Origin of the sequence: Streptomyces sp. R21, assembly GCF_041051975.1 — a bacterium.
GTDB lineage: Bacteria > Actinomycetota > Actinomycetes > Streptomycetales > Streptomycetaceae > Streptomyces.
This window is the reverse complement of the sequence record NZ_CP163435.1, coordinates 5,131,825-5,150,581: the sequence shown is the minus strand read 5'-3', so window position 1 is coordinate 5,150,581 and position 18,757 is coordinate 5,131,825. Positions and strand designations below refer to the sequence as shown.

16 protein-coding genes are annotated in these 18,757 nt (G+C 67.3%); 8 read left to right on the top strand and 8 right to left on the bottom strand.

Translation table 11 applies throughout. The features are described from left to right. Positions 1 to 47 precede the first annotated feature (47 nt). Positions 48 to 1,523, bottom strand: a complete 1,476-nt coding sequence (dnaB, locus tag AB5J56_RS22885) for a replicative DNA helicase (RefSeq protein WP_369234633.1) — start codon at positions 1,521 to 1,523, stop codon at positions 48 to 50. A gap of 459 nt (positions 1,524 to 1,982) precedes the next feature. Here dnaB and AB5J56_RS22880 point away from each other — a divergent pair, with 459 nt between their 5' ends. Beyond that, a complete protein-coding gene (locus AB5J56_RS22880; RefSeq protein WP_369234632.1) occupies positions 1,983 to 3,320 on the top strand; it encodes an MATE family efflux transporter in 1,338 nt (445 codons plus the stop codon). A 212-nt stretch (positions 3,321 to 3,532) separates the two neighbouring features. On the opposite strand, the gene rplI is transcribed toward AB5J56_RS22880, so the two are convergent. The 4 genes from rplI to rpsF form a co-directional block, all read right to left on the bottom strand. Next, positions 3,533 to 3,979 (bottom strand): 50S ribosomal protein L9, encoded by a 447-nt coding sequence (gene rplI / locus AB5J56_RS22875; RefSeq protein WP_190038092.1) that lies wholly within the window; start codon positions 3,977 to 3,979, stop codon positions 3,533 to 3,535. A gap of 18 nt (positions 3,980 to 3,997) precedes the next feature. Beyond that, positions 3,998 to 4,234, bottom strand: coding sequence for a 30S ribosomal protein S18 (rpsR, locus tag AB5J56_RS22870; RefSeq protein ID WP_003949403.1), 237 nt, complete (start codon positions 4,232 to 4,234; stop codon positions 3,998 to 4,000). A 46-nt stretch (positions 4,235 to 4,280) separates the two neighbouring features. After that, positions 4,281 to 4,883, bottom strand: coding sequence for a single-stranded DNA-binding protein (locus AB5J56_RS22865; RefSeq protein ID WP_369234631.1), 603 nt, complete (start codon positions 4,881 to 4,883; stop codon positions 4,281 to 4,283). A 95-nt stretch (positions 4,884 to 4,978) separates the two neighbouring features. Further along, entirely contained in the window at positions 4,979 to 5,269 is a 291-nt protein-coding gene (gene rpsF, locus AB5J56_RS22860; protein ID WP_010353482.1) for a 30S ribosomal protein S6, read from the bottom strand. Between the two features lie 321 nt (positions 5,270 to 5,590). Between rpsF and AB5J56_RS22855 the strand changes: the two genes are divergently transcribed. From AB5J56_RS22855 to AB5J56_RS22845, 3 genes are all read left to right on the top strand, one after another. After that, positions 5,591 to 5,905, top strand: a complete 315-nt coding sequence (locus AB5J56_RS22855) for a hypothetical protein (RefSeq protein WP_369234630.1) — start codon at positions 5,591 to 5,593, stop codon at positions 5,903 to 5,905. Positions 5,906 to 6,117: 212 nt separating this feature from the next. After that, complete coding sequence (femX, locus tag AB5J56_RS22850; RefSeq protein WP_369234629.1) at positions 6,118 to 7,239, top strand: peptidoglycan bridge formation glycyltransferase FemX; 1,122 nt, start codon at positions 6,118 to 6,120, stop codon at positions 7,237 to 7,239. A 129-nt stretch (positions 7,240 to 7,368) separates the two neighbouring features. Further along, positions 7,369 to 8,400: an alanine racemase gene (locus AB5J56_RS22845; protein ID WP_369234628.1), complete on the top strand. Its 1,032-nt coding sequence runs from the start codon at positions 7,369 to 7,371 to the stop codon at positions 8,398 to 8,400. A 90-nt stretch (positions 8,401 to 8,490) separates the two neighbouring features. On the opposite strand, the gene AB5J56_RS22840 is transcribed toward AB5J56_RS22845, so the two are convergent. Both AB5J56_RS22840 and AB5J56_RS22835 read right to left on the bottom strand, forming a co-directional pair. Next, entirely contained in the window at positions 8,491 to 9,996 is a 1,506-nt protein-coding gene (locus AB5J56_RS22840; RefSeq protein ID WP_369234627.1) for a glycosyltransferase family 87 protein, read from the bottom strand. A gap of 118 nt (positions 9,997 to 10,114) precedes the next feature. Further along, positions 10,115 to 12,850 carry a transglycosylase domain-containing protein gene (locus AB5J56_RS22835; RefSeq protein WP_369234626.1) on the bottom strand — a complete coding sequence of 912 codons (2,736 nt, stop codon included), beginning with the start codon at positions 12,848 to 12,850 and terminating at the stop codon, positions 10,115 to 10,117. Positions 12,851 to 13,224: 374 nt separating this feature from the next. On the opposite strand from AB5J56_RS22835, the gene AB5J56_RS22830 reads away from it, so the two are divergent. From AB5J56_RS22830 to AB5J56_RS22815, 4 genes are all read left to right on the top strand, one after another. Continuing rightward, the gene (locus AB5J56_RS22830; RefSeq protein WP_369234625.1) at positions 13,225 to 13,911 is read left to right on the top strand and encodes a PadR family transcriptional regulator; all 687 of its coding nucleotides are present in this window, start codon (positions 13,225 to 13,227) and stop codon (positions 13,909 to 13,911) included. A 44-nt stretch (positions 13,912 to 13,955) separates the two neighbouring features. After that, positions 13,956 to 15,038: an inositol-3-phosphate synthase gene (locus AB5J56_RS22825; protein WP_356142742.1), complete on the top strand. Its 1,083-nt coding sequence runs from the start codon at positions 13,956 to 13,958 to the stop codon at positions 15,036 to 15,038. Between the two features lie 78 nt (positions 15,039 to 15,116). Then, a complete protein-coding gene (locus tag AB5J56_RS22820) occupies positions 15,117 to 16,379 on the top strand; it encodes an MFS transporter (protein ID WP_369234624.1) in 1,263 nt (420 codons plus the stop codon). Between the two features lie 114 nt (positions 16,380 to 16,493). Further along, positions 16,494 to 17,030: a hypothetical protein gene (locus AB5J56_RS22815; RefSeq protein ID WP_369234623.1), complete on the top strand. Its 537-nt coding sequence runs from the start codon at positions 16,494 to 16,496 to the stop codon at positions 17,028 to 17,030. Positions 17,031 to 17,156: 126 nt separating this feature from the next. Here AB5J56_RS22815 and AB5J56_RS22810 read toward each other — a convergent pair whose 3' ends face one another. Continuing rightward, complete coding sequence (locus tag AB5J56_RS22810) at positions 17,157 to 18,599, bottom strand: CCA tRNA nucleotidyltransferase (protein ID WP_369234622.1); 1,443 nt, start codon at positions 18,597 to 18,599, stop codon at positions 17,157 to 17,159. Positions 18,600 to 18,757: the final 158 nt, after the last annotated feature.

Here is an 18,757-nt window from a genome sequence, read left to right as displayed (position 1 = left end):
GTCACGGGCCATATGCTCCGCGGGTGGCACCCCTACAACACGTCGGATCAGGTCTGCGCCATGTCCACGAAGCGCGAGTAGTGGCCCTGGAAGGCGACCGTGATCGTCGCTGTCGGACCGTTACGGTGCTTGCCGACGATGATGTCCGCCTCGCCCGCGCGCGGTGACTCCTTCTCGTACGCGTCCTCGCGGTGCAGCAGGATCACCATGTCCGCGTCCTGCTCGATCGAGCCGGACTCACGCAGGTCGGAGACCATCGGCTTCTTGTCCGTGCGCTGCTCGGGACCACGGTTCAGCTGCGACAGCGCGATCACCGGCAGCTCCAGCTCCTTGGCGAGGAGCTTCAGGTTTCGCGACATGTCGGAGACCTCCTGCTGTCGGCTCTCGGACCGCTTTCCGCCCGACTGCATCAGTTGGAGGTAGTCGATGACGACGAGCTTCAGGTCAGCACGCTGCTTGAGTCGACGGCACTTGGCGCGGATCTCCATCATCGACAGGTTCGGGGAGTCGTCGATGTAGAGGGGCGCGGCCGAGACGTCCGGCATACGGCGCGCGAGCCGGGTCCAGTCCTCGTCGGTCATCGTGCCGGACCGCATGTGGTGCAGGGCCACGCGCGCCTCGGCCGACAGCAGGCGCATCGCGATCTCGTTGCGGCCCATTTCGAGCGAGAAGATCACGCTCGGCATGTTGTGCTTGATCGAGCAGGCCCGCGCGAAGTCCAGAGCCAGCGTCGACTTACCCATGGCGGGACGGGCCGCGATGATGATCATCTGGCCGGGGTGCAGCCCGTTGGTGAGCTGGTCGAGGTCCGTGAAACCGGTCGGCACACCGGTCATCTCCCCCGACCTCGACCCGATCGCCTCGATCTCGTCGAGCGCACCCTCCATGATGTCGCCGAGCGGCAGGTAGTCCTCGCTGGTGCGCTGCTCGGTGACCGCGTAGATCTCGGCCTGGGCGCTGTTGACGATCTCGTCGACGTCGCCGTCGGCCGCGTAACCCATCTGCGTGATGCGTGTGCCGGCCTCCACCAGGCGGCGCAGCACCGCCCGCTCGTGCACGATCTCCGCGTAGTACTCGGCGTTCGCCGCCGTCGGGACCGTCTGGACGAGGGTGTGCAGATACGATGCGCCACCGACCTTGGTGATCTCGCCCCGTTTGGTGAGCTCGGCGGCGACCGTGATCGGGTCGGCCGGCTCCCCCTTCGCATACAGGTCGAGGATCGCCGTGTAGACGGTCTCGTGTGCGGGCCGGTAGAAGTCGTGGCCCTTGATGACCTCGACCACGTCGGCGATGGCGTCCTTGGAGAGGAGCATGCCGCCGAGGACGGACTGTTCCGCGTCCAGATCCTGAGGGGGCACACGTTCGAAGGAAGTGCCCGAGCCGTCCCACGGGCCGTTGTCGCGGTCGCGGTCGTGCTGCTCGTCGCGCCCGCGGCCTCCGTCGCGGCGCTGGCGGGAGGCAGGCAGACGATCACTGGGACCGCTGTCGGCCCACGGGTCGTCCAAGGGCTCGGAGATACTCACCGGGCCACCTCCTCCCGTCCGCCGAGCGGACCTCGCCGTGCCCTTCATTCCTACGGCACGACACTGACAAATAAGAGGCCCGACTCCGGTTCCGACGCGTCGTTTTTGCGAGGTTTCCACGGACGGAAGAGAGAGCGGGCGCCGCACCACGGTAGGCCCGCGGGCACCGTCAGCCAATCTGGTTATCCACAGGCCATGTGGACGACGGCCCCGATGCTGTGGAGAACTCCACAAAACCTGTGCACGACCCGGTGGACAGGCCTGTGAACAAGCCCTCAGCTATTCACGGAAACCCATCCTGACCTGCACTTTCCCCATCCACCGGCTGTGCAGAAGAAAAACTTTCCCGGTCGGACCAAGATCGCAGCAAACGGCGCGCCGCGACGCGCCCGATCGAAGGCATGGTAAGGGCCACAGATGCATTGCATCTCTTACCTGTGGAAGATTAGATTGGTGCTCATGACACAGGCCCCCGCGGCACCCAGGGACACCCGACGCCGGCACGACCGAGAGATCGTCGCACTGGCCGTTCCGGCGTTCGGCGCACTCGTCGCCGAACCCCTCTTCGTCATGGCGGACAGCGCGATCGTCGGCCACCTCGGTACCGCGCAACTGGCCGGTCTCGGCGTCGCCTCGGCCCTCCTCATGACCGCCGTCAGCGTCTTCGTCTTCCTCGCCTACGCCACGACGGCCGCCGTCGCCCGACGGGTCGGCGCGGGCGATCTGCGCGGCGCCATCCGTCAGGGCATGGACGGCATCTGGCTGGCCCTGCTGCTCGGTGCCGCCGTAGTCATCACCGTCCTCCCCGCAGCGCCCGCCCTGGTGAAGCTCTTCGGCGCCTCGGACACCGCCGCCCCGTACGCAACCACGTATTTGCGCATCTCGGCGCTCGGCATCCCCGCGATGCTGATCGTGCTCGCCTCCACCGGTGTCCTGCGGGGGTTGCAGGACACCAGGACCCCGCTCTTCGTCGCCGTCGGCGGCTTCGTCGCCAATGCAGGCCTCAACGCAGTCCTCGTCTACGGCGCCGACCTGGGCATCGCGGGTTCCGCATGGGGCACTGTCATCGCCCAGTTCGGCATGGCCGCGGTGTATCTGTTCGTCGTCGTCCGCGGCGCCCGCAGACATGACGCCTCGCTACGGCCGGACGCGGCCGGGATACGGGCCTGTGCCCAGGCCGGCGCCCCACTGCTGGTGCGGACGCTGTCGCTGCGGTCGATTCTCATGATCGCGACCGCCGTCGCCGCCCGCCTCGGAGACGCGGACATCGCCGCGCACCAGATCATCATGGGGCTGTGGAGCCTGCTTGCCTTCGCGCTCGACGCGATCGCCATCGCCGGACAGGCCATCATCGGCCGCTATCTCGGTGCGGGTGATGCCCAGGGGGCCCGCGACGCATGTCGCCGCATGGTCCAGTGGGGCATTGCCTCGGGGGTCATCCTCGGCGTATTGGTGATCGCCGCCCGCCCCTTGTTCCTTCCGCTCTTCACCAGCGATTCGGTCGTCCAGGACGCAGCGCTGCCCGCTCTGCTCCTCGTGGGCGTTTCCCAGCCGATCAGCGGCATCGTCTTCGTCCTGGACGGAGTCCTGATGGGCGCGGGGGACGGATCCTATCTGGCGTGGGCGATGCTGCTCACCCTTGCGGCCTTCGCTCCGGTGGCGCTGCTCGTACCCACCCTCGGCGGCGGACTCACCGCACTCTGGGCAGCCATGACGCTGATGATGACCGTACGGATGCTGACCTTGTGGGTGCGCTCCCGCTCCGGGCGCTGGGTCGTCACGGGCGCGACGCGCTGACCGTTTCACGTGAAACGGCGATCGATGGGCTCTGTTTCACGTGAAACTCCGGAAACTCCAGTGCTGCTCGGGGTGCTCGGATTGCTCATATAGCCCCGCACGCCGCTGGTGTTTCACGTGAAACCCCCTCGCCGCTCGCCTGCCTCAGGTCATGAAGAAGGGCCGCACCTCTTGAGGTGCGGCCCTTCTCACAGCTCTACCGAGCGCAGCGGTCAGGCCGCGACGACCTCGATGTTGACCTTGGCGGCAACCTCGGGGTGCAGACGCACGGACGTCTCGTGGGCGCCCAGCGTCTTGATCGGCGCGCCCAGCTCGATGCGGCGCTTGTCGACCTCGGGGCCACCGGAAGCCTTGATCGCCGAAGCGACGTCGGCCGGGGTGACGGAGCCGAAGAGACGACCGGCGTCGCCGGAGCGAACGGCCAGACGGACCTTCACGCCCTCGAGGCGGGCCTTGATCTCGTTGGCCTGCTCGATGGTGGCGATCTCGTGGATCTTGCGAGCACGACGAATCTGCTCGACGTCCTTCTCGCCGCCCTTGGTCCAGCGGATCGCGAAGTTCCGCGGGATCAGGTAGTTACGGGCGTAACCGTCCTTGACGTCGACGACGTCGCCCGCGGCACCGAGGCCGGAGACCTCGTGGGTGAGGATGATCTTCATGTTTCGGTCACCCTTCCCTTATCGCGCAGTGGAGGTGTAGGGCAGCAGCGCCATCTCACGGCTGTTCTTCACAGCCGTGGCGACGTCACGCTGGTGCTGCGTGCAGTTGCCGGTCACGCGGCGGGCACGGATCTTGCCGCGGTCGGAAATGAACTTCCGCAGCATGTTCGTGTCCTTGTAGTCCACGTACGTGACCTTGTCCTTGCAGAAAGCGCAGACCTTCTTCTTAGGCTTGCGCACAGGCGGCTTCGCCATGGTGTTTCTCCTGTGTGATCAAGAAGTGTGGGTACGAGCCCCGCCCCTAGAAGGGGGGCTCGTCCGAGTAGCCGCCACCGGAGCCGCCGGAGCTGCCGGAGTTTCCACCCCAGCCGCCACCGCCGCCACCCTGCTGGCCGCCGCCGGCCGGAGCGCTGGTCGCCCAGGGGTCCTCGGCGGGAGCGCCGCCGCCCTGCGGCTGACCGCCGCCGGAGCTTCCGCCCCAGCCGCCGCCCTGCTGGCCGCCGCCACCACCGCCGCCGTAACCGCCCTGGCCGCCTCGACCCGTGGTCTTGGTGACCTTGGCCGTGGCGTTCTTCAGGCTGGCGCCGACTTCCTCGACGTCCAGTTCGTAGACCGTGCGCTTGACGCCCTCACGGTCCTCGTAGGACCGCTGCTTCAGCCGGCCCTGCACGATGACGCGCATGCCTCGCTGGAGCGACTCGGCGACGTTCTCCGCCGCCTGACGCCAGACCGAGCAGGTCAGGAACAGGCTCTCGCCGTCCTTCCACTCATTGGTCTGACGGTCGAAGGTGCGGGGAGTGGACGCGACACGGAACTTCGCGACCGCCGCACCGGAAGGGGTGAAGCGCAGCTCGGGGTCGTCGACAAGATTGCCGACGACCGTGATGACGGTCTCGCCTGCCATGGGGGAACCTCTCGGCGGGTTTGCTGCTGGCTGCTTTTGGTGCTGGCTGCTTTGGTGCTGCTACTCGAATCCCGAGATCAGCTGAGCTGGAGAGCTCAGTGGGTCTCGGGGCGGAGGACCTTGGTCCGGAGGACCGACTCGTTCAGGTTCATCTGGCGGTCGAGCTCCTTGACGATCGCGGGCTCAGCCTGCAGATCGATGACCGAGTAGATGCCCTCGGGCTTCTTCTTGATCTCGTACGAGAGACGACGACGGCCCCAGGTGTCGACCTTCTCGACCTTTCCGTTGCCCTCACGGACGACGGAAAGGAAGTTCTCGATCAGGGGGGCGACAGCGCGCTCCTCCAGATCGGGGTCGAGGATGACCATCACTTCGTAGTGACGCATGTGGAACCCACCTCCTTCGGACTCAGCGGCCACGGTCGTTCCGTGGCAGGAGGGTTGTGATGCGTACGCAACGGTATCGGCCGCCACTGACAATCGGGGCCGTCGGTCGAAGAACCGAGCGGAATCCGTGTCGTGATCAGTGCCGTGACCTGGGTCTCGGCCTGACATGACGCAATCTGTGGCCTGGGCAGACACCGGTGCAGACGGTACAGACTACCTGCACTCCGGCTTCCGGTTGAAATCCGACCGGGAAGACCGTCAATCTGTACTCATAGGGTGTGTATGGCGCTACGATGCGCCGCCTTCCGCAGGAGGTGCCAGATGGCACAGACATTGCGACCCAACATCGCCGGCTCGCTGCTCGCGACGGACCACAAACCCCACCCGCTCCAGGACACCCTGCTCGCGGTGACCCTGGTGCTCGGAGCGACGGCCTTCATCACGGCGCAGTTCCACAACCTGCATCTGATCAGCTCCTGGACGGGGTTGATCGGCATCCTCACCGGTGCCGGCGGACAGTTCGTCTCGGTGACGACCCGGGAGCGCTTCGGACTGATCCTGGGTCTCGGTGCCTCGGCCGTCGGATTCTTCCTCGGCATGGCACACGGCGGCCTCTTCGGCGGGGTCTTCGGCTGACCGCCCGCCGACCGGTCTTCGCACCGGTCGGCCTCCTCCCACCCCGGCCGGTCCAACCGGCCGGACAACACCTTTCGGCCTCCCGGCCGTGCGGCGGTCGGGGCTCAGGTTCCATACGGCCAGACGGGGCGCTCGCAGGGCGCAGTAGGCTTCGGCGCGAGAGCCGGAGCCCCTGTACCCATGGGGACACACCAGCCCGAGGAGCGCCCCGAATGAGCCTGACCCTGAGGACCATCAGCCGAGAGCAGCATCTGGCATACATCCAGAGCCTGCCCTCGGCCAGCCACATGCAGGTCCCGGCCTGGGCAGACGTCAAGGCGGAGTGGCGCTCCGAGAGCCTCGGATGGTTCGACGACAAGACCGGCGAGATGGTCGGCGCGGGCCTCGTGCTGTACCGCCAGCTGCCCAAGATCAAGCGTTATCTCGCGTATCTGCCCGAGGGCCCGGTCATCAACTGGTTCGCGCCGAACCTCGACGACTGGCTGCAGCCGATGCTCGCGCACCTCAAGCAGCAGGGCGCCTTCTCCGTGAAGATGGGGCCGCCGGTGATCATCCGGCGCTGGGAGGCGCCCTCCATCAAGGCCGGCATCCAGGACCCGGACGTGAAGCGCCTGCGCGACATCGAGGCCGACTTCATCGAGCCCCGCGCCTTCGAGGTCGCCGACAAGCTGCGCCGTATGGGCTGGCAGCAGGGCGAGGACGGCGGCGCCGGATTCGGCGACGTACAGCCCCGCTACGTCTACCAGGTGCCGCTGGCCAACCGCTCCCTGGAAGAGGTCCACAAGAACTTCAACCAGCTGTGGCGCCGCAACATCAAGAAGGCCGAGAAGGCCGGCGTCGAAGTCGTCCAGGGCGGCTACCAGGACCTTGAGGAATGGCAGCGGCTGTACGAGATCACGGCCATCCGCGACCACTTCCGGCCCCGCCCTCTCTCGTACTTCCAGCGCATGTGGACGGCCCTCAACACCGAGGACCCCAACCGCATGCGGCTCTACTTCGCCCGGCACAACGGCGTGAACCTGTCCGCCGCGACGATGCTGGTCGTCGGCGGCCATGTCTGGTATTCCTACGGCGCCTCGGACAACATCGGCCGTGAGGTCCGGCCCTCGAACGCGATGCAGTGGCGCATGCTGCGCGACGCCTACGCCCTCGGCGCGACCGTCTACGACCTGCGCGGCATCTCCGACTCGCTGGACGAGAGCGACCACCTCTTCGGCCTGATCCAGTTCAAGGTGGGCACGGGCGGCCAGGCCGCCGAGTACCTCGGCGAGTGGGACTTCCCGCTCAACAAGCTGCTCCACAAGGCGCTCGACATCTACATGTCGCGGCGCTGACCCGTCCCGGCACGGCCCGCCCGTCCGGCGGATCCGCCACAATTCCTTTGCAGACCTCTGACACGTTCGGACCTCTGGCACATTCAGAGCTCTGACACAGCAGCCACGAGAAAGGTTCCGGGACCGGCCATGGCGCTCACGCTCTATGTCGACACCGCGCGCTGGCGGGCACACCACAAGCAGGTGCAGGAGCAGTTCCCGGGGCTCGTCCCCGTCTGCAAGGGCAACGGCTACGGCTTCGGGCACGAGCGGCTGGCGGACGAGGCCACGCGCCTCGGCTCGGACATCCTCGCCGTCGGCACCACGTACGAGGCCGCCCGCATCAAGGACTGGTTCGGCGGCGACCTGCTGGTGCTGACGCCGTTCAGGCGGGGCGAGGAGCCCGTGCCGCTGCCCGACCGCGTCATTCGCTCCGTCTCGTCCATCGACGGCGTGTACGGCCTCGTGGGCGCCCGTGTCGTCATCGAGGTCATGTCCTCGATGAAGCGGCACGGCGTCAGCGAGCAGGACCTGCCTCAGCTGCACTCCGCCATAGAGAACGTGCGGCTGGAAGGCTTCGCGATCCACCTCCCGCTGGACCGCACCGACGGCTCGGACGCCGTCGAGGAGGTCATCGGCTGGATGGACCGGCTGCGCGCGGCCCGCCTGCCGCTGCACACCATGTTCGTCAGCCACCTCAAGGCCGAGGAACTCGCCCGCCTTCAGCAGCAGTTCCCGCAGACCCACTTCCGCGCCCGGATCGGTACGCGGCTGTGGCTGGGGGACCACGAGGCCACCGAGTACCGCGGGGCCGTCCTGGACGTCACGCGCGTCTCCAAGGGCGACCGCTTCGGCTACCGGCAGCAGAAGGCCGCCTCCGACGGCTATCTGGTCGTCGTGGCGGGCGGTACGTCACACGGGGTGGGTCTGGAGGCCCCGAAGGCGCTGCACGGCGTCATGCCGCGCGCCAAGGGCGTCGCCCGCGCCGGCCTCGCAACGGTGAACCGGAACCTCTCCCCGTTCGTCTGGGCGGGAAAGCAGCGCTGGTTCGCCGAACCCCCGCACATGCAGGTCTCGATCCTCTTCGTGCCCTCCGACGCCCCGGAGCCCAAGGTCGGCGAGGAGCTGGTGGCCCATCTGCGGCACACCACCACGCAGTTCGACCGCATCGTCGAGCGCTGACCCCGGGACCGACCCGCTCGGGAACAACAGAAAGGCCGTACACGAACACCGTGTACGGCCTTTTGCGTGGCTTCCCTACACCCTGTTCGCTCAGGGCGAACTCTCTCCGGCCGCCGCACTCCGGCCGCCCCACTCCACCTGGGGCCCCTCGAAGTGCGCCGCGTGCCGCGGCGGATGGGCCGCGGCGCCGAGCACGAAAACATCCTCCGCGCCGTCCAGGACGCCGCCCGAAGGGTCGTCGTCACCGGCTCGGCGCACCATGTCCCGCTCCGGCATGAAGATGTCGCGCACGACCACGGCACACAGGTAGAGGGTCCCCAAGAGGTGGACGGCGATGGCCAGTTGATAGCCGTCGGTCGGCAGTCCCTTGTGGGCGTCCCCGCTGGTCGTGTACGCGAGGTACATCCAGATACCGAGGAAGTACGCGACCTCGCAGGCCTGCCAGATCAGGAAGTCCCGCCAGCGCGGGCGGGCCAGCGCGGCGAGGGGGACCAGCCACAGCACGTACTGCGGCGAGTAGACCTTGTTGGTGAGGATGAAGGCCGCAACGATCAGGAAGGCGAGCTGGGCGAAGCGTGGACGGCGGGGGGCGGTCAGCGTGAGCGCGACCATTCCCGCGCAGAGGATCACCATCATGATCATTGCCCACGCGTTGGCCGAGTCGGCGGTGATCTGGATGTCGAACCAGCGGGAGACGAACAGGAAGACCGAACCGAAGTCGACACCGCGCTCACGGCTGAAGCTGTAGAACTTCGCCCATCCTTCCGGCGCGAAGTACATCACCGGAAGGTTCACGGCGAGCCACGCTCCGACGGCGCCCAGCAGAGCGGTGCCGAACTCCCGCCATCTACCGGCTCGCCAGCACAGAAGGAACAACGGTCCGAGCACCAGGAACGGATAGAACTTGGCGGCAGTGGCGAGCCCGAGGAGGACGCCGAAGGCGAGAGCGCGGCCTCGTGACCACATCAGCATCGCGGCGGCCAGCAGGGCCACGGCGAGCAGATCCCAGTTGATGGTGGCCGTGAGGGCGAATGCGGGCGCCAGAGCCACCAGAAGGCCGTCCCAGGGGCGCCGGCGATGGGTGCGCGCGGTGCACACGGCGATGACCGCCGCACACACCATCAACATCCCGGCGTTGGCCATCCAATACCACTGCTCCTGGTGCTGGATGCTGCCGCTGCCCGGCGTGAGCCATGCGGCGACCTCCATGAACACACCGGTCAGCACCGGGTACTCGAGGTAGTCCATGTCGCCGGAGAGCTTGTCGAAGTACGGCACGAGCCCATCGGCGAAGCCGCGCCCCGAGTAGAGGTGCGGGATGTCCGAGTAGCACGCGTGCGTGTACTGCGAGCTGGCGCCGAAGAACCAGGCTCCGTCGTAGCAGGGCAGCTTCTGCACCATGCCGAGGGCGAACATACCGATCGCCACGAGCGCGACGACTCGCACGGGGGTCCACCAGGACGTCCCGAGCAGTGCGCGCCGCCCGATGGGGCCACCGATCAGCTCACTGCCGGTCGTGGCGACCTCGTCCTCTTTGGTCGGCCGCACCGGCTCCGGCTCGTGCACGCTCGTTCGCGTCGTCTCTGCACTGGGCATGGCGCCCATCCTGCCGTACGCACCTAGCAATATGCCGAGGGCCGCCACACCTGATCGGTGCGACGGCCCTCGTTTCACGTGAAACGGTGTGTTTCACGTGAAACACACGCGATGGCGGCTATCCGGTCGGTCCTCCGAAGATGCCTCCGTTGCCGTTGCCATTGCCTCTCGTGCTTCCGCTGGTAGCGGTCTCCGTCGGCGTCGCGGTCACGCCTCCGTCCGTACCGCCCGTGTCCGTGCCACCTGTGTCCGTGCCGCCGGTGTTCTGGCAGGTCCAGTCGAACTTCTTGCAGGTCTCGCTCGGGGACGGCGAGGGAGAGAGCAGGCTCTCACTGGGCGTCGGGCTCGGCGACGGGCTCTCCGTCTCCAGGCTCTCCGTGGGCGAGGGCACCACGCTCGGGCTCGGGGTGTCGTTGATGACCGTTCCGATGTCCTCGGGCTCGGGGAAGTCGATCACCTTCGCGCCCTTGAGCGCCTCTTCCATGTAGTCGTGCCAGATCACTGCCGGGAACGAGGCACCGTGGATCTTCTTCTCACCACCCGTGCCGTACATCTTCAGGAACTCGCGACCCTTTTTGGTCTCGTCGTCGTCCATCCGGTACATACCGATCGCGGTGGACAACTGCGGGGTGTACCCGACGAACCAGGCCGACTTGTTTCCGTCGGTCGTACCGGTCTTGCCGGCCACATCACGGCCCGGGAGCTGCGCCTTGGTACCGGTTCCCTTGTCGACCACGGTCTTGAGGACGTCGGTGACGTTGTCGGCGACGGCCGAGGTGAAGGCCTGCTTGCTCGACTTCTCGTGCTGGAAGACCGTGCCGTCCTTGTCGGTGACCTTCTCGACCGAGTACGGGTCGTTCTGCTTGCCGCTGGCGGCGAAGGTGCCGTACGCGCCGGCCATGCGGATCGCACTGGGGGAGGACGTGCCCAGGGAGAAGGACGGATAGTTGGCGCTGGCAAGGCTGGTCTTCAGAATGCCCGCGCTCGTGGCAGCGTCCTTGACCTTGTCCAGGCCGACATCCATGCCCAGCTGGACATAGGCGGAGTTGACGGACTCCCGCATCGCCTCACGCAGGTCGATCTTGTAGCTCGGCGGGTTGTAGGACTGGCCGCCGTCGTTCGTCTGCAGCCACTCCTTGCCGTCCTTGTCCGTCCAGACGTCGTGGTTGTAGTCCTGGATCTTGAGCTTGTTCTTACCGCTGTACAGGCTCTTCGGGGAGACGACAGTGCGCTCGTCCTGTGCCTGGTCCTCGCTGCCGTCGGGATCCTTCACGCCCCACGACATGGCGGACGCCAGCACGAACGGTTTGAACGTCGAACCCACCTGGGCACCGGTCGCGTCGGCGTTGTCGGTGAAGTGCTTGGTCGCGTCCTCACCGCCGTAGATGGCCCTGATCGCGCCTGTGGTCGGGTCCACGGAGGCCCCGCCGAACTGGACGTAGGTGTCCGTCTTCGGCCGCAGCTTCGGGTTGATGCTCTCCTTGCGGACCTTCTTCACCGCGGCCTCGAGCGCGTTGACCTTCTTCTTCTCGAAGGTCGTGTGGATCTCGAGGCCGCCCTGTCGCAGCTTGGTCTCGTTGATCCCGGTCGTCTTGGTGTGCGTGGTCAGGTACGAGTTCGCGAGGTCGACGAGGTAGCCGATCTGTCCGCTCAGCTGGGCGTTCGAGCGCGGGCTCTGGATCCTGGGGAAGTCCTTGTACTGGTTCCGATCCGCGGCGGTCAGACGGCCGTCCTTGACCTCCTCGTCGAGGATCCACGTCCACCGGGCCACGGCGCGCTTGCGGTTGAGCTCAGGGGTGGCGCCCTTCGGGTCTATCGATACGGCGCCCGCCGGGTCGTAGTACGTGGCGCCCTTGAGCACCGCCGCCAGGAAGGCACACTGGCTCGGGTTGAGGCGCTGGGCGTCCTCGTTGAAGTACGCGTGCGCCGCCGCCTGGATCCCGTAGGCGTTGCGGCCGTAGTAGGCGGAGTTCAGGTAGCCCGCCATGATGTCCTCCTTGGACACCTTGGCGCCGACCTTTATGGAGATGAACAGCTCCTTGAACTTCCGGGAGACCGTCTGCGACTGGTCGTCCAGCCGCGCGTTCTTCACGTACTGCTGGGTGATGGTGGAGCCGCCCTGCGTCTGACCGCCCTTGGCCATGTTCACGAAGGCACGGGCGATACCCATCGGGTCGACACCGCTGTCGGTCTCGAACGTCTTGTTCTCGGCCGACATGACCGCGTACCGCATCTCCTTGGGGATCTGCGAGTAGCTGATGATCTGGCGGTTCGTCTCACCACCGGTGGCAACCATCTGGCTGCCGTCTTTCCAGTAGTAGACGTTGTTCTGCGCGGTCGCCGTGTCGGCGACCTTCGGGATGCCCACCATGGCGTACGCGATGCCCGCCACCGCCACCAGGCTGCCGAAGAAGCCGATGAACAGTCCCGTCACGAGCTTCCAGGACGGCACCCAGCGCCCCACGCCGTACTTCCCGGCGCGCGGGTAGTCGATGAAGCGCTTCTTGGCCGGCACGGAACCGCGCCCACGGCCACGACCGGGCCCGTTCGGGCCTCCCGGACCACCGCGCCGGCCGCCGCCTCCGGGGCCACCTGCGCCACCGCGACCCGCGCCCTCGGCCGCTCTGCGTCGGCCTGCGCCGCCGGTACTTCTCTGTGCCGCCCGCCGGGCCTCGGCACGGCCACCGTACGGGCGCTCCTCACCCCCCGACCCGTACGAGTCGGAAGGAGACCCGGTGTCGCCTCGCGGTGCCGCGCGGCGGCCGGAGGACGGGCCGGGCTGGCCGCGTCGGGCCGCGGCACGTCCGCCGCCCTGCGGCTGCGACTGCGGCGGTTTGCGACGGTGCTCGCTCATCGAACGACTACTCCTCGGGCAGGCGCACCCTTGCGCGCCTGGAAACGGCAGCTGGTTTCCGGTCCCCCCGAAGTACGGATGCGGTCGTTTTCGCATTCACCCGTACTGCACCGAGGACCATGACGCCCCCAGGCGTCACTCGGTTCCCGGTGGTGTGCATGCCGCACAGACTACGCACCGTCAAAACCCACCTAGCTCCGAAGTTCACCCCAAATCAGGCAACTCTCTTCCTACGAATCGGTGATGTGACGCCGTTCACCGTGCCCCCACTTGTCGCATCCGCAGAGGCGTTCTATCGTGCTGATGTATCGAGTCGATACATCAGCGCGGCATAAAGGCCGTGCCGAGGAGAGCGCGCAGAAGAGGAGGCGACGATGAGCCGGCGTTCCGGGATCCTCGAATTCGCCGTACTCGGCCTGCTTCGCGAGTCCCCGATGCACGGCTATGAGCTGCGCAAACGTCTCAACACGTCACTGGGTGTGTTCCGTGCCTTCAGCTACGGAACGCTCTACCCCTGCCTCAAGACGCTGGTCGCCAACGGCTGGTTGATCGAGGAATCGGGGTCCGCACCCGAGGACGCCCTCGCGGCCACACTCGCAGGACGTCGCGCCAAGATCGTCTACCGATTGACGGCGGAAGGTAAGGAACACTTCGAGGAACTCCTCTCGCAGACGGGCCCCGACGCGTACGAGGACGAGCACTTCGCTGCTCGCTTCGCCTTCTTCGGGCAGACCTCACGCGACGTACGCGTGCGCGTACTCGAGGGCCGCCGCAGCCGGCTGGAGGAGCGCCTGGAGAAGATGCGCGCCTCCCTGGCGCGCACCCGGGAGCGCCTCGACGACTACACGCTTGAGCTCCAGCGCCACGGAATGGAGTCCGTGGAGCGCGAAGTGCGCTGGCTGAACGAGCTCATCGAGAGCGAGCGAGCCGGACGGGACCTCAAGGGGTCCTCCTCCGAAGGCTCCGCTCAGCAGAACAGCACATCTGGGGAGTCGGGCGGCCTGCCCCGGTACCGGGGGGGCACCCCCGGTCCGGATCCGTCCGATGACACTGCCACGTGAGGCCCATTCGGGGTTTCACCAAGTACACACAGGGAGCAACCGGAATGGGTTCGGTTCGCGTAGCCATCGTCGGCGTGGGCAACTGCGCTGCCTCGCTGGTTCAGGGCGTCGAGTACTACAAGGACGCCGACCCGGCGTCCAAGGTCCCCGGCCTGATGCACGTCCAGTTCGGCGACTACCACGTCGGTGACGTCGAGTTCGTCGCCGCGTTCGACGTCGACGCGAAGAAGGTCGGCCTCGACCTCTCGGACGCCATCGGTGCCAGCGAGAACAACACCATCAAGATCTGCGACGTCCCGAACAAGGGCGTCACGGTCCAGCGCGGCCACACCCTCGACGGTCTCGGTAAGTACTACCGCATGACCATCGAGGAGTCCGCCGAGGCCCCGGTCGACATCGTCCAGATCCTCAAGGACAAGCAGGTCGACGTCCTCGTCTGCTACCTGCCCGTCGGTTCCGAAGACGCTGCGAAGTTCTACGCGCAGTGCGCCATCGACGCCAAGGTCGCCTTCGTCAACGCCCTTCCGGTCTTCATCGCCGGCACCAAGGAGTGGGCGGACAAGTTCACCGAGGCGGGCGTCCCGATCGTCGGCGACGACATCAAGTCGCAGGTCGGCGCCACCATCACGCACCGTGTGATGGCGAAGCTGTTCGAGGACCGCGGTGTCCGTCTTGAGCGCACCATGCAGCTCAACGTCGGCGGCAACATGGACTTCAAGAACATGCTGGAGCGCGACCGCCTCGAGTCCAAGAAGATCTCGAAGACGCAGGCCGTCACCTCGCAGATCCCGGACCGCGAGCTGGGCGAGAAGAACGTCCACATCGGCCCGTCGGACTACGTGCAGTGGCTCGACGACCGCAAGTGGGCGTACGTCCGCCTCGAGGGCCGCGCGTTCGGTGACGTCCCGCTGAACCTGGAGTACAAGCTCGAGGTCTGGGACTCCCCGAACTCGGCGGGTGTCATCATCGACGCCGTGCGCGCCGCGAAGATCGCCAAGGACCGCGGCATCGGCGGCCCGATCCTCTCCGCGTCCTCGTACTTCATGAAGTCCCCGCCGGTGCAGTACTTCGACGACGAGGCCTACGCGAACGTCGAGAAGTTCATCAAGGGCGAGGTCGAGCGCTAAGACCGGCCTCTGGTTCGGTCGTTGAGGGTCCCCGGGCATTCCACCCGGGGACCCTCCTCGTATGTGAGGCTGTGCCCCATGGCTGTCGTGCGTGACCTGCGCGTACTCCTGCGCTTCCAGGGGTTCCGGCGCCTGCTCGGCGTACGGCTGCTGTCCCAGGGCGCCGACGGCGTCTACCAGGTCGCGCTCGCCACATACGTCGTCTTCTCACCGGAGAAGCAGACCTCGGCGGCCTCCATCGCCTCCGCCATGGCGGTTCTGCTGCTGCCTTACTCCCTCGTCGGCCCCTTCGCGGGCGTCCTGCTGGACCGCTGGCGGCGCCGGCAGGTCCTTCTGTACGGCAACCTGCTGCGCGCCGTGCTGGCCTGCGCGACGGCGGCCCTGATGGTGGGTCACGTGCCGGACTGGCTCTTCTATGCGTCCGCCCTGTGCGTCACCGCGATCAACCGGTTCGTCCTGTCCGGCCTCTCGGCCTCGCTGCCGCGCGTCGTCGACGCCGAGCGCCTCGTCATCGCCAACTCCCTCTCGCCCACGGCCGGAACGCTCGCCGCGACCTCGGGCGCGGGACTCGCCTTCATCGTCCGGATCGTGGCGGCCGGCTCCGACGCCGCCGTGGTGCTGGTGGGCGCGGCGCTGTACCTGGCCTCGGCACTCGCCTCCCTGCGCATCGCCCCGGAACTGCTGGGTCCCGAGCAGGAGTTGGTGCAGCCGCGCCTCACCACGGCGCTCACCGGCACCGCACGCGACCTCACGGCGGGCGTACGCCACCTGGCCGAACCCGCGCGGCGCGAGGCGGCCTGGGCGCTCATGGCGATGACGCTGATGCGCTTCTGCTACGGCGCCGTGACGGTCATGGTGCTGATGCTCTGCCGATACGCCTGGTCGTCCCCCTCGGACGATGGACTCGCCCTGCTGGGGCTGGCCGTGGGCGTCTCGGGCGCGGGGTTCTTCGCCGCGGCCGTGCTGACTCCCTGGGCGGTGGGGCGTCTGGGCCCCGGCGGCTGGATCGTCGTCTGCGCCGCTTCCGCCGCGGTCCTGGAGCCCGCGCTCGGCCTCCCGTTCGCACCGGCGCCGATGCTGGCCGCGGCCTTCGTCCTGGGGCTGATCACCCAGGGCGCGAAGATCGCCACCGACACGCTCGTGCAGTCCTCGGTCGACGACAGGTTCCGCGGCCGGATCTTTTCCGTTTACGACGTGCTCTTCAACGTCGCCTTCGTCGGCGCGGCCGCAGTAGCCGCCCTGATGCTGCCTCCTGACGGACGGTCGGCTGCCCTGGTGGTCACGGTGGCCGTTATCTACGCGGCAATTGCTGGGGCTATGGCCCGCTTTGAACTTCAGTAAGTGTCACATCAGTGCCACAGAGCCTCACCGGACTTCATGGTTGTCATAGCGGCCCGATAACTTACGTGCGTCTTATTCGCGTCACGCGCCTACGTTCTCTAGGGGGACCCTCCAGTGACCACTCCGCCGCCCCAGGGCCAGAACCCGTTCGCTCAGGGCCAGCAGCCCTACGGCCAGCCGCCCCAGGGTCAGGCTCCCTACGGCCAGCAGCCCCAGGCCCCTTATGGCCAGCAGCCGCCGCAGGGGTACCCCCAGCAGCCCGGCCAGCCCGGCTTCCCGACGCAGCCCTCTCCGTACATGGGCCCGGGCGCCCCGGTTCCGCCGGCGCCGAGCCGCCGCCCCAAGTTCAAGACGATCAAGAACGTCGTCATCGCTGTCGTTGCCCTCGGCGTGGTCGTCGGCGGTTACATAGCCAGCCGGGATGACGCCGACACCGCGAAGGTCGGCGACTGCATGAGCATCGGCAACCCGAACAGCTCCACCGACCCGGACCTCGAGGTCGTGGACTGTGGCAGCTCGAAGGCCAAGTACAAGGTCGAGCAGAAGAAGGACAACTCCGGCGGCTGCGACCGCACGAAGTACGCCGAGTACACCGAGAGCGGTGACGGCAAGAACTTCACCCTCTGCCTGTCGGAGTACTCCGCCAAGTAAGAACTGTGCTGACGCCCAAGGGGCGGTGTTTCACGTGAAACCGTGAAACACCGCCCCTTGGCGTATACCGAGTAAGGCTCGCCCGAGGGCATGTTTCACGTGAAACATGCCACCCTGCGCACGCCCTCAGTTCTGCGAAGCCCACCACTCCTTGAGCGCCGACACCGCCGCGTCGTGCTCCATCGGTCCGTTCTCCAGCCGCAGCTCCAGTAGGAACTTGTACGCCTGACCGATGGCGGGACCCGGGCTGATGCCCAGGATCTCCATAATCTGGTTGCCGTCGAGGTCCGGGCGGATGGCGTCCAGTTCCTCCTGGTCCTGGAGTTGAGCGATGCGCTCCTCCAAGCCGTCGTACGCGCGGGAGAGTGCGGTCGCCCTGCGCTTGTTGCGGGTGGTGCAGTCCGAGCGGGTCAGCTTGTGGAGGCGGTCGAGGAGGGGGCCCGCGTCGCGTACGTAGCGGCGGACCGCGGAGTCCGTCCACTCGCCCGTGCCGTACCCGTGGAAGCGCAGGTGGAGCTCGACCAGGCGGGAGACGTCCTTCACCAGATCGTTGGAGTACTTGAGCTCCGTCATCCGCTTCTTGGTCATCTTGGCGCCCACGACCTCGTGGTGGTGGAAGGAGACCCGGCCGTCCTTCTCGAAGCGGCGCGTCCGCGGCTTGCCGATGTCGTGCAGCAGCGCGGCGAGCCGGAGGGACAGGTCGGGACCGTTCTCCTCCAGCGCGATCGCCTGCTCCAGAACGATCAGGGTGTGCTCGTACACGTCCTTGTGCCGGTGGTGCTCGTCACGCTCCAGCCGCAGCGCGGGCAGCTCGGGCAGGACGTGCTCGGCGAGACCGGTGTCCACCAGCAGCGTCAGCCCCTTGCGCGGGTGCGCGGAGAGGATCAGCTTGTTCAGCTCGTCCCGCACCCGCTCCGCCGAGACGATCTCGATGCGCGCGGACATGTCCGTCATCGCGGCGACGACCTCGGGGGCCACCTCGAAGTCGAGCTGCGCGGCGAAGCGCGCAGCCCGCATCATCCGCAGGGGGTCGTCGGAGAAGGAGTCCTCCGGAGTGCCCGGCGTGCGCAGCACCCGAGCCTCCAGGTCCTCCAGACCGCCGTACGGGTCGATGAACTCCTTCTCCGGGAGCGCCACGGCCATCGCGTTCACGGTGAAGTCGCGGCGCACGAGGTCCTGCTCGATGGAGTCCCCGTAGGACACCTCGGGCTTGCGTGAAGTCCGGTCGTACGCTTCCGACCGGTAAGTGGTCACCTCGATCAGGTAGCCGTCCTTCTGCGCCCCGACCGTGCCGAACGCGATCCCGACCTCCCAGACCGCGTCCGCCCAGGGCCGCACGATCTTCAGTACGTCGTCGGGACGGGCGTCGGTGGTGAAGTCCAGGTCATTGCCGAGCCGGCCGAGGAGCGCGTCCCGGACCGAGCCGCCGACCAGCGCGAGCGAGAACCCCGCCTCCTGGAAACGGCGGGCGAGGTCGTCGGCGACAGGGGACACCCGCAGCAGTTCACTCACCGCGCGGCGCTGCACCTGACTCAGGGCACTGGCGTTGTCTTCGTTGGCGTTCGGCACAACAGAAAAGGGTACGTGGCCCGGGCTGTCGCGGGCGCCTCCATTAAACGTGCACAGAGGCACCGCCGATCCCTGCACGGGCGCTCCCCTTGATACGTGCACATACAGGACACCCCGCCCCGGTCCCCCGATCTTGTGGAGCAGTCCGCGGCACTTAC

Bases quoted from the DNA above. Each gene is read 5' to 3' on its own strand.
- AB5J56_RS22825 (WP_356142742.1), top strand. From the start codon at position 13,956: ATGGGTTCGGTTCGCGTAGCCATCGTCGGCGTGGGCAACTGCGCTGCC.
- AB5J56_RS22835 (WP_369234626.1), bottom strand. From the start codon at position 12,850: ATGAGCGAGCACCGTCGCAAACCGCCGCAGTCGCAGCCGCAGGGCGGC.
- AB5J56_RS22840 (WP_369234627.1), bottom strand. From the start codon at position 9,996: ATGCCCAGTGCAGAGACGACGCGAACGAGCGTGCACGAGCCGGAGCCG.
- AB5J56_RS22865 (WP_369234631.1), bottom strand. From the start codon at position 4,883: ATGGCAGGCGAGACCGTCATCACGGTCGTCGGCAATCTTGTCGACGAC.
- AB5J56_RS22820 (WP_369234624.1), top strand. From the start codon at position 15,117: ATGGCTGTCGTGCGTGACCTGCGCGTACTCCTGCGCTTCCAGGGGTTC.
- femX (WP_369234629.1), top strand. From the start codon at position 6,118: ATGAGCCTGACCCTGAGGACCATCAGCCGAGAGCAGCATCTGGCATAC.
- AB5J56_RS22880 (WP_369234632.1), top strand. From the start codon at position 1,983: ATGACACAGGCCCCCGCGGCACCCAGGGACACCCGACGCCGGCACGAC.
- rplI (WP_190038092.1), bottom strand. From the start codon at position 3,979: ATGAAGATCATCCTCACCCACGAGGTCTCCGGCCTCGGTGCCGCGGGC.
- AB5J56_RS22830 (WP_369234625.1), top strand. From the start codon at position 13,225: ATGAGCCGGCGTTCCGGGATCCTCGAATTCGCCGTACTCGGCCTGCTT.
- rpsF (WP_010353482.1), bottom strand. From the start codon at position 5,269: ATGCGTCACTACGAAGTGATGGTCATCCTCGACCCCGATCTGGAGGAG.
- AB5J56_RS22855 (WP_369234630.1), top strand. From the start codon at position 5,591: ATGGCACAGACATTGCGACCCAACATCGCCGGCTCGCTGCTCGCGACG.
- rpsR (WP_003949403.1), bottom strand. From the start codon at position 4,234: ATGGCGAAGCCGCCTGTGCGCAAGCCTAAGAAGAAGGTCTGCGCTTTC.
- AB5J56_RS22845 (WP_369234628.1), top strand. From the start codon at position 7,369: ATGGCGCTCACGCTCTATGTCGACACCGCGCGCTGGCGGGCACACCAC.